The 14,200-nt window shown below is 60.6% G+C and carries 11 protein-coding genes and 1 pseudogene; 8 read left to right on the top strand and 4 right to left on the bottom strand.

Annotation, left to right across the window (positions count from 1 at the left end):
* Positions 1-113: 113 nt before the first annotated feature.
* Positions 114-1,247: a cupin-like domain-containing protein gene (locus tag PSH90_RS09365; protein WP_305382575.1), complete on the top strand. Its 1,134-nt coding sequence runs from the start codon at positions 114-116 to the stop codon at positions 1,245-1,247.
* Positions 1,248-1,358: 111 nt separating this feature from the next.
* Here the strand turns inward: PSH90_RS09365 and PSH90_RS09360 are convergent, their stop codons facing one another.
* Positions 1,359-2,531, bottom strand: a complete 1,173-nt coding sequence (locus tag PSH90_RS09360; RefSeq protein WP_305382574.1) for an MFS transporter — start codon at positions 2,529-2,531, stop codon at positions 1,359-1,361.
* Between the two features lie 234 nt (positions 2,532-2,765).
* Here PSH90_RS09360 and PSH90_RS09355 point away from each other — a divergent pair, with 234 nt between their 5' ends.
* The 3 genes from PSH90_RS09355 (at position 2,766) to PSH90_RS09345 (ending at position 6,459) form a co-directional block, all read left to right on the top strand.
* Complete coding sequence (locus PSH90_RS09355; protein ID WP_305382572.1) at positions 2,766-3,566, top strand: glucose 1-dehydrogenase; 801 nt, start codon at positions 2,766-2,768, stop codon at positions 3,564-3,566.
* A complete protein-coding gene (locus PSH90_RS09350; RefSeq protein ID WP_305382570.1) occupies positions 3,559-5,385 on the top strand; it encodes a glycoside hydrolase family 15 protein in 1,827 nt (608 codons plus the stop codon). The genes PSH90_RS09355 and PSH90_RS09350 overlap by 8 nt, the downstream gene beginning before the upstream one ends.
* Before the next feature lie 186 nt (positions 5,386-5,571).
* The gene (locus PSH90_RS09345) at positions 5,572-6,459 is read left to right on the top strand and encodes an alpha/beta fold hydrolase (RefSeq protein ID WP_252869099.1); all 888 of its coding nucleotides are present in this window, start codon (positions 5,572-5,574) and stop codon (positions 6,457-6,459) included.
* Here PSH90_RS09345 and PSH90_RS09340 read toward each other — a convergent pair.
* The gene (locus PSH90_RS09340) at positions 6,428-7,411 is read right to left on the bottom strand and encodes a GlxA family transcriptional regulator (RefSeq protein ID WP_252869098.1); all 984 of its coding nucleotides are present in this window, start codon (positions 7,409-7,411) and stop codon (positions 6,428-6,430) included. The genes PSH90_RS09345 and PSH90_RS09340 overlap by 32 nt on opposite strands.
* A gap of 89 nt (positions 7,412-7,500) precedes the next feature.
* Here PSH90_RS09340 and inhA point away from each other — a divergent pair, with 89 nt between their 5' ends.
* From inhA to PSH90_RS09320, 4 genes are all read left to right on the top strand, one after another.
* Positions 7,501-8,187 carry an isonitrile hydratase gene (gene inhA / locus PSH90_RS09335; protein WP_150741403.1) on the top strand — a complete coding sequence of 229 codons (687 nt, stop codon included), beginning with the start codon at positions 7,501-7,503 and terminating at the stop codon, positions 8,185-8,187.
* A 209-nt stretch (positions 8,188-8,396) separates the two neighbouring features.
* Positions 8,397-9,188: a CPBP family intramembrane glutamic endopeptidase gene (locus tag PSH90_RS09330; protein ID WP_236169426.1), complete on the top strand. Its 792-nt coding sequence runs from the start codon at positions 8,397-8,399 to the stop codon at positions 9,186-9,188.
* Between the two features lie 102 nt (positions 9,189-9,290).
* Positions 9,291-10,856 carry a PAS domain-containing methyl-accepting chemotaxis protein gene (locus PSH90_RS09325; protein ID WP_305382569.1) on the top strand — a complete coding sequence of 522 codons (1,566 nt, stop codon included), beginning with the start codon at positions 9,291-9,293 and terminating at the stop codon, positions 10,854-10,856.
* 328 nt (positions 10,857-11,184) lie between these two features.
* Entirely contained in the window at positions 11,185-11,655 is a 471-nt protein-coding gene (locus PSH90_RS09320) for a hypothetical protein (RefSeq protein WP_305382568.1), read from the top strand.
* A 172-nt stretch (positions 11,656-11,827) separates the two neighbouring features.
* On the opposite strand, the pseudogene PSH90_RS09315 reads toward PSH90_RS09320, so the two are convergent.
* Positions 11,828-12,180, bottom strand: a pseudogene (locus PSH90_RS09315) (hypothetical protein).
* Between the two features lie 1,331 nt (positions 12,181-13,511).
* Positions 13,512-14,192: an alpha/beta family hydrolase gene (locus tag PSH90_RS09310; protein WP_150741401.1), complete on the bottom strand. Its 681-nt coding sequence runs from the start codon at positions 14,190-14,192 to the stop codon at positions 13,512-13,514.
* Positions 14,193-14,200: the final 8 nt, after the last annotated feature.

The following is a 14,200-nucleotide window of genomic DNA, read 5'->3' as shown; positions in this document are numbered from 1 at the left end:
GTCTGCAAGAAAGACGGATCACTGGCCGGACAAATTAGTCGCCGGCCGCTAAATTCCCCCGCGAGCCGCTCGTTGCCTGTTCAGGAAAAAAACAACAATCGCGAGGAATCACCGTGGACCTGCAGAGCATTCTGGGCAAGTTGTTCGCCAACGCCGGCGCGGTCGGCATCGAGGGCGTTTTCCAGTACATTTTCAGCGCGCAGCAGGCGTACTGGTACGACATCAAGACCAGCCAGCGCACGGAAGTCGGGCGCCACCCGCGTCCGGACGTGACCATCGAAGTCGCGCAAAAAGACTTTCTCGGGATCATGGCCGGCGTGGTCAACGTCGAGGAACTGTTCGCCAGCGGTCGCCTGAAGATCGGTGGCAACATGGGCCTGGCGACGATGTTGCCGCAAATTATCGACCACGCCCGCCAGGGTGGCGGCACGGTGGCAAAGGTCGACATGAACAAGCGCTACCCGACGCCGCCGCGCTTCAGTGAAAAGCTCACTGCTGCGCTGCCTCGGCAGACCAGCGTCGAACGTCGCACACGCGCCGAGTTGAGCCGGCACGAATTCGAAACCCGGTATCTGCCCAACGGCATTCCGTTGGTGATCAGCAATGCCCTGCACGACTGGCCATTGTTCAGCCTGAGCCGCGAGGAGTCGCTGGTGCATTTCGCCGAACTGCAGGGCATCACCCGTCATGGCGATTACGTGAAGAAGACCTTTTCCACCGAGCGTGATTTCCGCTCGACCTCGATGGCCGAGTTCATCGCCTCACTGGACAGCCCGGCAGTCAAAGGCGCGGATGGCGAGCCGCCGGCGTACATGGGCAATAACATCCTGCCGGCGCAGTTGTTGCAGCAGATCCAGTACCCGCCCTACTTCGACACGTCGCTGTTCATCCCGCCGCGCATCTGGATCGGCCCCAAGGGCACGCTGACGCCGTTGCACCGCGATGACACCGACAACCTCTTCGCCCAGGTCTGGGGGCAGAAAAAATTCACCCTTGCCGCACCTCATCACCGCGAGGCACTGGGCACTTGGTCGACCGCGCCCAAGGGAGGTCTGGATGGCTGCGATTTCAACCCGGACGCGCCGGACTATGAACGCTTCCCGGCAGCGCGGGAGGTGACGTTTTTGCAGGTGACGCTGGAGGCTGGGGATCTGCTGTTCCTGCCCGAGGGCTGGTTCCATCAGGTGGAGTCGGTGTCGACTTCGCTCTCAGTCAACTTCTGGGTCGACTCAGGACGCGGCTGGTAACACCGCAAAATAACTGTGGGAGCGAGCCAGCTCGCGAAGGCGTTGTATCAGGTATGAAGATATTTACTGACACACCGCCTTCGCGAGCAGGCTCGCTCCCACAGTGGAATTTCATTTCAAGTGACGGAAACTTTGGAACGCTGAAATCAGCACCACCGCCCCCGCCGCTATCGCCAGCCAAAACCCGCTGCGCGCACCACACGCGTCCACCAGCGCGCCGGAACCAGCTGCGCCGATCGCCACGCCGATGCTCAGCCCGGTCACCAGCCAGGTCAGGCCTTCGGTCAGTTTGGCTGGTGGCACGATGCGTTCGATCAACGCCATCGCAACAATCAACGTCGGCGAAAAGAACAGTCCGGCGATAAATACCGCGATCGACAAGCCGAGAATATTGCTCGCCAATAACAGCGGCAGCGTGGTCACTGCCGTCGCCACACCGCCGTAGAGAAACAGGCGCGGCAGCGGCAGTTTCGAACGCATCGCACCGAAGGCGATGCCGGCCAGGCATGAGCCGATCGCGTACACCGACAAAACAATACTCGCCGCTGCCGGCTGGCCCTGATGTTGAGCGAAAGCGACGCTGACCACATCGATGACTCCGACGATCACGCCCATCGCCAGCATCAACGCCAGCAGCCATTGCACGTCGGTCGAGCGAATGATCGAGCCCTGATGCTGCGACTCCTGCGCGTGCACCGGTGGTTCGGTGCTGCGCTGGGCGACAAACGCCGTCACGCCGATGGCCAGGGCCAACAGCGCCGCCAGCGGCCCGGCCTCGGGAAACACCGCGACCGACAAGCCCACCGACAGCGGCGGCCCGACGATAAAACACACTTCGTCGAGCACCGACTCCAGCGCATACGCCGTCTGCAATTGCGGCTGGCCACGGTAGATCTCGGTCCAGCGCGCCCGCACCATCGCCGACATGCTCGGCATGCACCCGGCCAGCGCGGCAAAAATGAACAGCGTCCAGGTCGGCGCCTGCAAACGTGTGCACAGCAGCAACATCAATAACCCGCCGCCACCGGTCAGCGCTGCGATCGGCAGCACCCGCCCCTGCCCATAACGGTCCACCAACCGCGATACCTGCGGCGCGCAAAACGCCGTGGCCAAGGCAAACGTCGCCGCCACCGCCCCCGCCAGCGCATAACCGCCGTTCAACTGCGCAAGCATGGTGATCAGGCCGATGCCGGTCATGGAAATCGGCATGCGCGCCAGCATCCCGGCCAGCACAAACGCACGGGCACCGGGGGCGGTGAACAATTCGCGGTAGGGATTTGCCATCGATTGCAGCCTCATCAGGGGCGGCCAAGTTGCCATAGCCTTGAATGCCGTGGAAGCGCGCAATTGTTAGCGGTCTGTGAAGGCCCCTTCGCTCGCACATTCGAAATGCCGTCCCCCGGTGGGAGCGAGCCTGCTCGCGAAGGGGCCGGCGCAATCACCGCATCCAGCAAATGAACTCTCAGCGTCTGCCATCAGTCAGCTACTTAAGTCTCTGGAACCAAGGCGCGAATCGTCATGCAGATTTCCCTCGCTCATCAGGTGGCGCTGGTCACGGGTGCCAGCTCCGGCATCGGCCATGCCGCCGCCAAAGCACTCGCTGCGGCCGGTGCTGCGGTCGTGATCAACTACAACAGCAGCGCTGAACCTGCGGAAGAACTGGCCGCGCAAATCAACGCCAAGGGCGGCAAGGCCCTCGCTATCGGCGCCGATGTTTCGAAAGAGGACGAGGTCGAGCGGCTGTTCGCCGAGACCGTCGAAGCCTTCGGCTCGCTGGACATTCTGGTGGCCAACTCCGGTCTGCAAAAAGACGCTGCCGCCGTGGACATGACCCTCGACGACTGGAACACGGTGATCGGCGTCAACCTCACCGGGCAGTTCCTCTGCGCGCGGGAGGCGTTGCGGATTTTTCAGCGTCAGGGCGTGCGCGAGGGCGTGTCGCGCGCGGCGGGCAAGATCATTCACATGAGTTCGGTGCACCAGCGCATTCCATGGGCCGGGCATGTCAATTACGCGGCGTCCAAGGGCGGCGTCGATCAGTTGATGCAAAGCCTCGCCCAGGAAGTCAGCCACCAGCGCATCCGCATCAACAGCATTGCCCCCGGTGCGATCAGCACGGCCATCAACACAGAAGCCACTGAAGGCGCGGCCGGCGACAAACTTCTTGAGCTGATTCCGTACGGGCGCATCGGCGATGTCGAGGATGTCGCCAACGCAGTGGTTTTCCTCGCTTCCGATCTGTCCGATTACATCGTCGGCACCACCCTGTTCATCGATGGCGGGATGAGCCTCTATCCGGAGTTTCGTGGCAATGGCTGAGGCAGAAATGGAACAACAAAGCGCCATCGGTGCGCACGGCATCATCGGCGACATGCGCAGCGCCGCACTCGTCAACAACAAGGGCAGCGTGGATTTTTTCTGCTGGCCGGAGTTCGACAGCCCGACGATCTTCTGCTCGCTGCTCGACACCCCGCAAGCAGGGATTTTCCAGCTCGCGCCGGACTTGCCGGATGCACGCCGGGAACAGATTTATCTGCCCGACACCAACGTCTTGCAGACCCGTTGGCTAAGCGAACACGCAGTGGTGGAAATCACCGATCTGTTGCCCATCGGGGACGATGTCGACGCCCTGCCGCTGCTGATGCGCCGGGTGCGCGTGGTCAGCGGCTCGGCGACGTTCAATCTGCGTTGCGCGGTGCGCCACGACTATGGCCGCGCCGACACCCGGGCAGAGATGAACGAAAAAGACGTAACGTTCCACGCCGCTGGCCAGCCGTCGATACGCCTGGCTTCAGATCAAGCACTGCAAATCGATGCACAAGCGGCCGTCGCGCAGTTCACCCTCAAGCACAATGAAACCGCCGCATTCATGCTCGGTGGCAGCGACGACCCACGCTTTGCCGAAGGCGCCGCCGAATTGTGCATGGAGCGCACCCTCAAATACTGGCGTGGCTGGATCGGCCAATCCAACTATCGCGGGCGCTGGCGGGAAATCGTCAATCGCTCCGCCCTCGCCCTGAAACTGCTGACCTCACGCCGCCACGGTGCAATCCTCGCCGCTGCCACTTTCGGCCTGCCGGAAACTCCCGGCGGCGAGCGCAATTGGGATTACCGCTACACGTGGATCCGCGACGCTTCGTTCACGGTTTACGCGTTCATGCGCCTGGGCTTCGTCGATGAGGCCAACCATTACATGCAATGGCTGCGCGGACGGGTCAGCGATTGCTGTGGCAAACCGATGAAACTCAACATCCTCTATGCCATCGACGGCCAGCAGGAATTGCCGGAAACCGAACTCACGCACCTGTCCGGTCACGGCGGCGCGCAACCGGTGCGCATCGGTAACGGCGCTTATGACCAAATCCAGCTCGACATCTTCGGTGAGCTGATGGACGCCGTGTATCTGGTCAACAAGTACGGCGACGCCATTTCCCACGAAGGCTGGCGGCATGTCGGCGAAGTGGTCGATCAGGTCTGCGAAAACTGGCAGAGCGAAGATGTCGGCATCTGGGAAATGCGCGGTGAGACCCATCATTTCCTGCACTCGCGGCTGATGTGCTGGGTGGCGTTGGACCGGGCGATCCGTCTGGCTTCCAAGCGTTCGCTGCCGGCGCCGTTCGCCCGTTGGGATGACACCCGGCAAGCGATCTACACCGACATCTGGGAAAACTTCTGGGACGAAGAACGCGGGCATTTCGTTCAGTACAAGGGCGGTACCGCACTGGATGGCTCGATGCTGCTGATGCCGCTGGTGCGCTTCGTCAGCGCCAAGGATCCGCGCTGGCTGTCGACTCTGGAAGCAATCGAAAAAACCCTGGTGCGTGACGGCATGGTCTATCGCTATCGCAACGAGGACGCCAACATCGATGGCCTCAGTGGCACTGAAGGCGCGTTCGCCGCGTGTTCGTTCTGGTACGTCGAATGCCTGGCCCGCGCCGGCCAGGTGGAAAAAGCCCACCTGGAGTTCGAGCAATTGTTGCGATATGCCAATCCGCTTGGGCTGTACGCCGAAGAGTTCGACAGCCATGGGCGGCACCTGGGCAACACGCCGCAAGCGCTGACGCATCTGGCGTTGATCAGTGCGGCGAGTTTTCTTGATCGCAAGCTGAGTGGCGAGAAGAGTTCCTGGCAGCCGTAGCGTTGAGCGCTTTTTCGCCAGCGCTTGTCAGACCGATCTCTGATCGACAGGTATGTTTCCACAACGGGCCTGCATGCCAGACAACTGGCTCAGGCCCATATTCATGGTGAAACCTGCGCAGCGGTGACCCGCATTCCGTTCGCAGATCCAGAGTGTCTGAATACGATTCAAACGGAGTGGTTCGTCATGATCGAGAGCGTTCTTACCCCAACCCTGACCATTGCCTACGAACAGCACGGTCCGAACAACGGCGCCCCGGTAATTCTGCTCCACGGCTTCCCCTATTCCCCGCGCACCTTCGACGAAGTCGCCCCGGCGCTGGCCGCGCGAGGCTACCGCGTCATCGTGCCGTACTTGCGCGGTTACGGGCCGACCCGGTTCAACAGTGCGCAAACCCTGCGCTCCGGTCAGCAAGCTGCGATGGCGCAGGACTTGCTCGATCTGATGGATGCGCTGGGCATCGAACAGGCCACGCTTTGCGGTTATGACTGGGGCGGTCGGGCAGCGTGTATTGTCGCGGCGTTGTTTCCGGCGCGGGTGCGCGGACTGGTCAGCGGCGACGGCTACCTCGTGCAGGACATCGCCCATGCGAACCAGCCGTTGGACCCGGAAGACGAGCATCGGCTCTGGTATCAGTACTACTTCCACACGCCGCGTGGCGTCGGAGGACTTAAGCAGAATCGCCGGGCGTTGTGTCAGTTGCTTTGGCGGCTGTGGTCGCCGACATGGGCGCGAAAGGACGAACGCTACCCGCTGACCGCTGGCGCTTTTGATAATCCTGACTTTGTCGACGTGGTGATTCATTCCTATCGGCATCGCTTCGGCTACGCCCCGGGCGATCCAACCCTGGAGTGGATGGAAGAAGCGCTGGCCACACAGCCGGTGATCCGCGTACCGAGCATTTCGCTGTGCGGTGGCGATGATGGCGTCGGCCCGCCTTCGCTGATTGATGAAGATGCCGAGCATTTCAGCGGCTTTTATGAGCGGCGCGTGCTCGCGGGTGTCGGCCACAACATTCCCGAAGAAGCGCCGCAGGAAACCCTCAAGGCAATACTGGATCTGCTGCAACGCTGACCGAAAACCGCTCCCGATAAGCCTGCGGCGTCACGCCAATCGCTCGCAGAAAACTGCGCCGCAGCGTCTCTTCACTGCCAAAGCCGCAATTGGCGGCGATGCGTTTCACCGGCAAACCGGTATCGCTGAGCAGTCGGCGGGCGGTTTCGACGCGGATCAATTCGATCGCCCGCGCCGGGGTCTGGCCGGTGTCGGCGCGGTAGTGGCGGATAAAGCTGCGTTCGCTCATGCCGGCCTGTTCGGCGAGGGTCGGGATGCCGAGGTCGCAGGTCAGGTTCTCGGCGATCCAGGCGTGCAGTTCATCGAAGCGGTTGCCCTGTTGTTGCAGCGACAGCGTCACGCTGAACTGCGACTGCCCGCCCGGGCGTTTCAGGAAGACGACCAAGTGCCGGGCGACGTCGAGGGCGATGTCGCGGCCGAGGTCTTCTTCAACCATGGCCAGCGCCAGATCGATACCGGCCGTGACCCCGGCGGACGTCCACACCGGGCCGTCGTTGATGAAAATCGGATTGGCTTCGACGCGCAGATTGGGATGTTGCTCGGCCAGTTGCTCGCAGCGCGTCCAGTGCGTGACCACGCGGCGGCCATCGAGCCAACCGCTGGCGGCGAGTAGAAAGGCCCCGGTGCATACCGAAGCCACGCGCCGGCAGCCGCGCGCATGTTCGCGTACCCAGTCGACCAGTTGCAGATCTTCCGATGCCGCATAAATGCCCCAGCCACCCGAGATGATCAATGTGTCGCTGGGCGTTTGCGGCAACGGTTCGGCGAGCACCGCCAACCCCGCCGATGACATCACCGCCCCGCCGCCGCTGGCGATCACGCTCGGCGCATAGGGCGTGGGCAAACCGCGCTGGCGGGCCAGATCGTTGGCCGAGGCGAACACCTGCAACGGCCCGGTGACATCAAGAATCTGCATATTGGCAAACGCGAGGACGTGAATGGCTTTAGGCATTTGGCGTAATTCGTGGGGTTATTGGCGTATGCGCCAGAACCTACCCGCCTACAGTGAAGTCGTCCACTTCTTTCAACGGAGCAAGAACGATGACGCTGCAGATCGGTTTTCTGTTATTCCCGCAGGTCCAGCAACTCGACCTCACCGGCCCCTACGACGTCCTCGCCTCGTTGCCCGGCGTGCAGGTCCACCTGATCTGGAAGGATCTGATGCCAGTGACATCCAGCACCGGGCTGCTGCTGAAACCGACTACGACTTTCGAGGATTGCCCGGATCTGGACGTAATCTGCGTGCCCGGCGGCAGTGGCGTCGGGCCGTTGATGGAAGATCAGCAGACGCTGGACTTCATTAAACATCAGGCCGCCCAGGCACGTTACGTGACCTCGGTGTGCACCGGCTCGCTGGTGCTCGGCGCGGCGGGCCTGCTGCAGGGCAAACGTGCGACCACGCATTGGGCGTATCACCAGTTGCTGCCGACGCTGGGCGCGGTTGCGGTGAAGGATCGGGTGGTACGCGACGGCAATCTGTTTACCGGTGGCGGAATCACTGCCGGGATCGATTTTGCCTTGGTGCTGGCGGCGGAACTGGTCGATGCCGACACAGCGCAACTGGTGCAGTTGCAACTGGAATATGCCCCGGCACCGCCGTTCAATGCCGGCAGCCCGGACGTGGCACCGAGTGCAGTTGTCGATGAAGCGCGGTTACGCGCGGCGCCTTCGTTGAAGCTGCGCACCGAGATTACCGAACGCGCAGCGGCCAAACTGGGCCTGCGCTGATATCCAGCCGAATGCAAAACCTGTGGGAGCGAGCCTGCTCGCGAAAGCGGAGTGTCAGTCGCCAGTGACGTCATCTGGAAGACCGCTTTCGCGAGCAGGCTCGCTCCCACATTTGATTTGTGTCTGGCATGACTGCCACACCTTCACTTGTCCCACCTCCCTCGCCCGTGTAGAAAGCCCCTTCCAGAAATCTCGCACAAGGACTTTCGATGAAGGCGCTGCCCTGGCTCTACCTCGCGCTGCTCGGCCTCGGTTACGGACTGGCCCTGAGCTACGGCCAGCTCGGTTGGCTGGCATTGATCTCCGTGGGGCTTTTGCTGTTCGCCGCGTTCGCCGTGCGTCAGCAAGAGGTGCCGGTCGCGCGTTGGCTCGGCCATGGCCTGTTCATCGTTCTGGCCGTGGCACTGGCGCTGCACTGGCTGCCGGGCTTCGCCAACGGCCGGGTGATCAATCCGCAACGTTTCACTGACAACGCGGTGCCGTTCGCGATGTACTTCAATCTCGACAAACCGCTGGTGGGCTTCTGGTTGCTGCTGGTTTGTCCGTGGATCGTCGCGCGGCGATCGTTGCGCCTGACGGTCTATGCCACCGCCCTCGCCCTGACGCTATGCGCGATTCTCGCCCTCGGCGGCGCGCTTTTACTTGGCGTGATCGCCTGGGCACCGAAATGGCCGGATCAGGCCTGGCTGTGGGTGCTGAACAATCTGCTGCTGGTGACGCTGGTCGAGGAAGCACTGTTTCGCGGCTATATACAGGGCGGACTCAGCCGTCGCCTCAAGCACCTGCCCTACGGAGACAACCTCGCACTGCTGTCGGCATCGCTATTGTTCGGTCTGGTGCATGTCGGTGCTGGCTGGACCTGGGTGTTGCTGGCGGGACTGGCCGGGGTCGGCTATGGTCTGGCCTACCGTTTCGGCGGACTGGGCGCGGCGATCGCCACCCATTTCGGCCTGAACCTGTTGCACTTCGGTCTGTTCACCTATCCGATGCTGGCCAGTTGATGCAAGCGCGGTTTTGCGACGTCGTACTTAAATCTGAAAAAAAACTTCAATAAAAACCTGTCAGCGCCGACAACCTTTCAAAGCCTTGCGGATTGAAAAACCATGCGTAACAACCAGCCCATTACACAACGCGAGCGGACCTTTCCAGCTCAGCAACGGTTGATTTCCACCACCGATGCCAAGGGCATGATCACCTACTGCAACGACGCGTTCGTTGAAATCAGCGGGTTTTCGCGAGAGGAACTGATCCGTGCGCCGCACAATCTGGTCCGTCACCCTGACGTGCCGTCGGCGGTGTTCTCGCACATGTGGGGCACACTGAAACAAGGCTTGCCATGGATGGGCATCGTCAAGAATCGCTGCAAATCCGGTGACCACTATTGGGTTAACGCCTACGTCACACCGGTGTTCGATGGCAGCCAGGTGATCGGTTACGAGTCCGTGCGCGTCAAGCCCACCGCCGAACAGATCCGCCGCGCCGAAGCGCTCTACCAACGCATCAACCAGGGCAAGTCGGCGATTCCTTCGACGGACAAATGGCTGCCGCTCCTGCAGGACTGGCTGCCGTTCATTCTGGTCAGCCAGCTGAGCTTCATGATCGGCGCGACGCTGAACTCGCAGTGGGGCTTCGCCCTCGCCGCCGGTTTGTCGGTGCCGCTGGGCCTGATGGGCCTGCAATGGCAGCAACGCGGGCTCAAGCGCCTGCTGCGCCTGGCCGAACAGACCACCTCCGACCCGCTGATCGCGCAGATGTACACCGACAGCCGTGGCGCCCAGGCGCGTCTGGAAATGTCGATCCTCAGCCAGGAAGCACGCCTGAAAACCTGTCTGACCCGCCTGCAGGACACCGCCGAGCACTTGACCGAACAGGCCAAGCAGTCCGACGCCCTGGCACACAACAGCTCAACCGGCCTGGAACGCCAGCGCGTGGAAACCGAACAGGTCGCCACCGCCGTCAACCAGATGGCCGCCACAACCCAGGAAGTCGCCAGCCACGTACAGCGCACCGCTGACGCCACCCAGGAAGCCAACCGCCTGACCGGCCGCGGCCGCGACATTGCCGGGGAAACCCGCGAAGCGATTCAGCGCCTGTCGGTGGTCGTCGGCGAAACCGGCCTGACCGTGACGCAACTGGCCAAGGACAGCGACGAAATCGGTGGCGTGGTCGACGTGATCAAAGGCATCGCCGACCAGACCAACCTCCTCGCCCTCAACGCTGCAATTGAAGCGGCGCGTGCCGGTGAAATGGGCCGTGGTTTTGCGGTCGTGGCTGACGAAGTCCGTCAACTGGCGCAACGCACCAGCGAATCCACCGGGCAGATTCATGCCCTGATCGCCAAGTTGCAACAGACTGCCTCCAGCGCCGTGCAAACCATGGAAGCCGGGCATCGCCAGGCTGAAGAAGGCGTGGCACGGGTCCTGGAAGCGGATCAGGCACTGGTCGGCATCAGCGAAGCGGTGGCCAACATCACCGACATGACAACGCAGATTGCTGCTGCGACGGAAGAGCAAAGTGCCGTGGCTGAAGAGATCAGCCGTAACATCAGCAATATCTCGGAACTGGCGGATCAGACCTCGGAACAAGCGCACAACTCGGCGTTGCTCAGTGAAGAACTGACGAAGACGGCCAACACCCAGTATTCGTTGGTGGCGCGGTTTAACCGCTGATTGGAAGGCTGGAATGAAAAAACCCGGATGGCGTGAGCTTTCCGGGTTTTTTCTTGTGTCAATGAACTACTCAATAGGATTTGAGTAGGTTGAGACTGTGCTTGAGTAGTTCAGTCATGCATTGCGCCGCCTGCCAAACCCAGACATCTAATATTGAACTTCATCAGAAAGTTTTGCGCTGCACATTCGGAAATCCTGGCGGAAATCCACAGAACACAGCGTATGTCTACTGTCAGGTCTTACAGTAGACATTCAAGTTTCAGGGGCATATCTATAAATCGTTGAACAGATGGTTTTCATTATCACGATATGACCAAGGAGCTAAAAAATGAGCAAACATAGCATCCTCATCCCAAAACCAGGTGCCATTCCAAAACAGTCTAATGTTTTCACTTGGCAATTCGGCACCAACCCTGAAACCACGGCCACTATAATTTCTTTTGAACTACGTCATTTTATTCCGACGGGCGAAAAGAGCTGGTCAATCTCAGGATCTACAGGAACGCTGGAGGAGAAGAACATCTTTCTCTACTCTTTCTCGATCCCCTATACCAGTGACGCCCCGTTCCATAAAACTTATACGTTAGAAGACGGGCTGACATTCCAGCACGGCCACTCGTCACCTGGACCCTCTGGGTTTTATGGATTTACTTATGTTGATGCTGATGAAGCCACGGTCACTATCGACATCCATCCCACCAAGGGGATTGCTAAAGGTACATTTGAAGCAAAGTTCAAAAGCCATGGATACCGAACGCAGCCTATAGGTACTTTCAACTTGCTTAGGGATGATTTGTGATTTTTCGCGACAACGTTTCGATCAGATTGCATCCCCGCCCTTTTAGCCGTATGGCGCTTCGCGAACAGGCTCACTCCCACACTGGATCTGCGCTGATCACAGATTAGGTGCCAGACACCAATCCCCTGTGGGAGCGAGCCTGCTCGCGAAGAGGCCATAACAGCCAGCGAAATTATTGAGGCAACTTCAGCTTATCCAGCAGTCGATTGACCAACAGTTCGTTGAGCATGATCACCTGTTGCAGCGCCAGCAGTGGTTTGCGTTCCGGGCCGCCTATCGAGTTGGCGATGTTACCGGCCATGGCATGCGCGTATGAAAGCGACTCGCAGGCCTCGACCAACAGGGTTTCGTCATCCAGCGTGGGGTCCACGACATAGACCGGGCGATATTTTGGAGAGCTTGGTGGAGCGGCCAGATCTTCGGGTTTGAGGTAGTAATCGAGGGCGCGGTCGGTGGCTTCCTGGATTTTTTGCGGATCGAGAGCGCGGTCGTGGGGGGTGGCGGGTTGGGGGTGACTTTGAACATGGGCGTACTCCGGTTTCGAATATTGGGAGCCAACACCCTCGCTACCAAACGAAAGGTGGTGGTCATACGCAGGTTGGTAGACCGGTCGAAACAGGAAACCCGGCGCTCACAAAGGAGCCCCACGCATGCCCACCATAAAAGTCGAGCCCCGAAACGGGACTGCATACGGTGACGCTATACAACGGTTTCGACGCGGGCTACCAAACCCCATCACTGTTTCTCAGTGACAGACAAACGATATAGCCCGCCGCCTAGACGCGTAAGCCGGCGGATTCTGGCGTAGGCGTAGGCAATGGCGCAAGGAGTTGTAGCCGGGATGGCGTAACGGGTCGTGTAGTTTAAACATTGGTATTTGATGATGTTTAAGTTCAGAGATTGCCTCTGACAGGCAGGTGGTTTGATGTCGTCTGGAAGGGAGCTTTCGCGAGCAGGCTCGCTCCCACATTTGGATCGGGTACATCAGTGAGGGATTGGTCGGCTTGGAGGCCGCCATCGCTGGCAAGCCAGCTCCCACAGGGATTTGGTCCAAACGGTAGAGATTGGTCGACTGGGAGACCGCCATCGCGAGCTGGCTCACTTCTCCAAGGAGCGCGGTGTACATCAGGAAGAATCAGGTCGGCTGTCAGGCCGCCTTCGCGAGCAGGCTCGCTCCCACATTTGGATCGGCTACGTCAGTGAGGATTGGTCGGCTTGGAGGCCGCCATCGCTGGCAAGCCAGCTCCCACAGGGATTTGGTCCAAACGGTAGAGATTGGTCGACTGGGAGACCGCCATCGCGAGCAGGCTCACTCCTACAGTTGGACTGGGTACAACCGCAAGAATCAGGTCGGCTTTAAGGCCGCCTTCGCGAGCAGGCTCGCTCCCACAGAAAAGCAAGGCAGCGCAGCTGCCCGCGGCGAAGCCGCACCACTCAACAATGAGCGCAAGCTCGAGTGCTCTTGATCTTGATCCACCGGCGACGTCGGAAGGCTGAGTGGAGGGATTGATCCGGGCGTGGGAGCGCAGCGACCGTCTGGCGCAGCCAGACACAGCGGAAGGAGGTGCAGCGAAGCAAACCGGAGCCGCTGCGCCCGGATCGATCCCGGAGCGAAGGGACCCGAGCCTGCGAGGGCCGAACGCAGGAGCTAGCGTTTTTTGCTTACTTTTTTAGGCGCTTGTAAAAAAGTAAGTCGCCGTCAGGCGAAACCGCCAGCCGCAGCTCCCGAATCAACGGATATGCCCCCAAGAGCAAGATCAAAAGCTAGCCCCCTCACCCCAACCCTCTCCCCCAAGGGGGCGAGGGGGAAAGGGAGCAGGTCTTCATGCAACGCAAAATCCCGGCCCGGCTCAAAATCAGTCACCGAGAAATTCAGCCACCTTCTGCGCAGCACCCGCCAAATGATCGGAATGCGCAAAGCCAGAAGCCTTGAGCGGCTTCAAATCATGATCCCCCGCCACCAACCAAAACACCTCAATCCCCGGCGCTAACGAATACCCCTCAACCGCCTCGCGATTCCCCAGTGCATCCCGCTCCCCCTGCACAATCAACGTCCGAGTCTTCAAACCAGCCAAATGCTCAACCCGAGGCTTCTCCGGCTTCCCCACCGCATAAAACGGATACCCCAGACACACCAACGCATCCACCCCCAACTCATCCGCCACCAGACTCGCCATCCGCCCGCCCATCGACTTGCCGCCAACAGCCAAAACCCCAGCGACATGACGCCGCACAACCGCAAACACCTCCCGCCAGCAATCCAACAGTTTCGGCGCAGGATTCGGCGGCCGCTTAACCCCATCCACCCGCCGCTGCGCCATATACGGAAACTCAAAGCGCAACACGTTGACCCCAAGCCCGGCAAGGCGCCCAGCCATGTCGTTCATCCAGTCGCTATCCATCGGCGCCCCCGCCCCGTGCGCCAGAATCAGCGTTGCCGAAGCCTCACCAACAGCGGCATCCCACAGCCACCCATGATCGAGCACACACTGCGCCCATTGATCCCCGTCAATACTGGCCTTGTGCTGTTTGTCCATGCTTGCCT

It is taken from the genome of Pseudomonas sp. FP1762, from assembly GCF_030687105.1.
GTDB classification, from domain to species: domain Bacteria; phylum Pseudomonadota; class Gammaproteobacteria; order Pseudomonadales; family Pseudomonadaceae; genus Aquipseudomonas; species Aquipseudomonas siliginis.
Note: the sequence above shows the minus strand (reverse complement) of the source record. Positions and strands in the feature narration are given on the sequence as shown.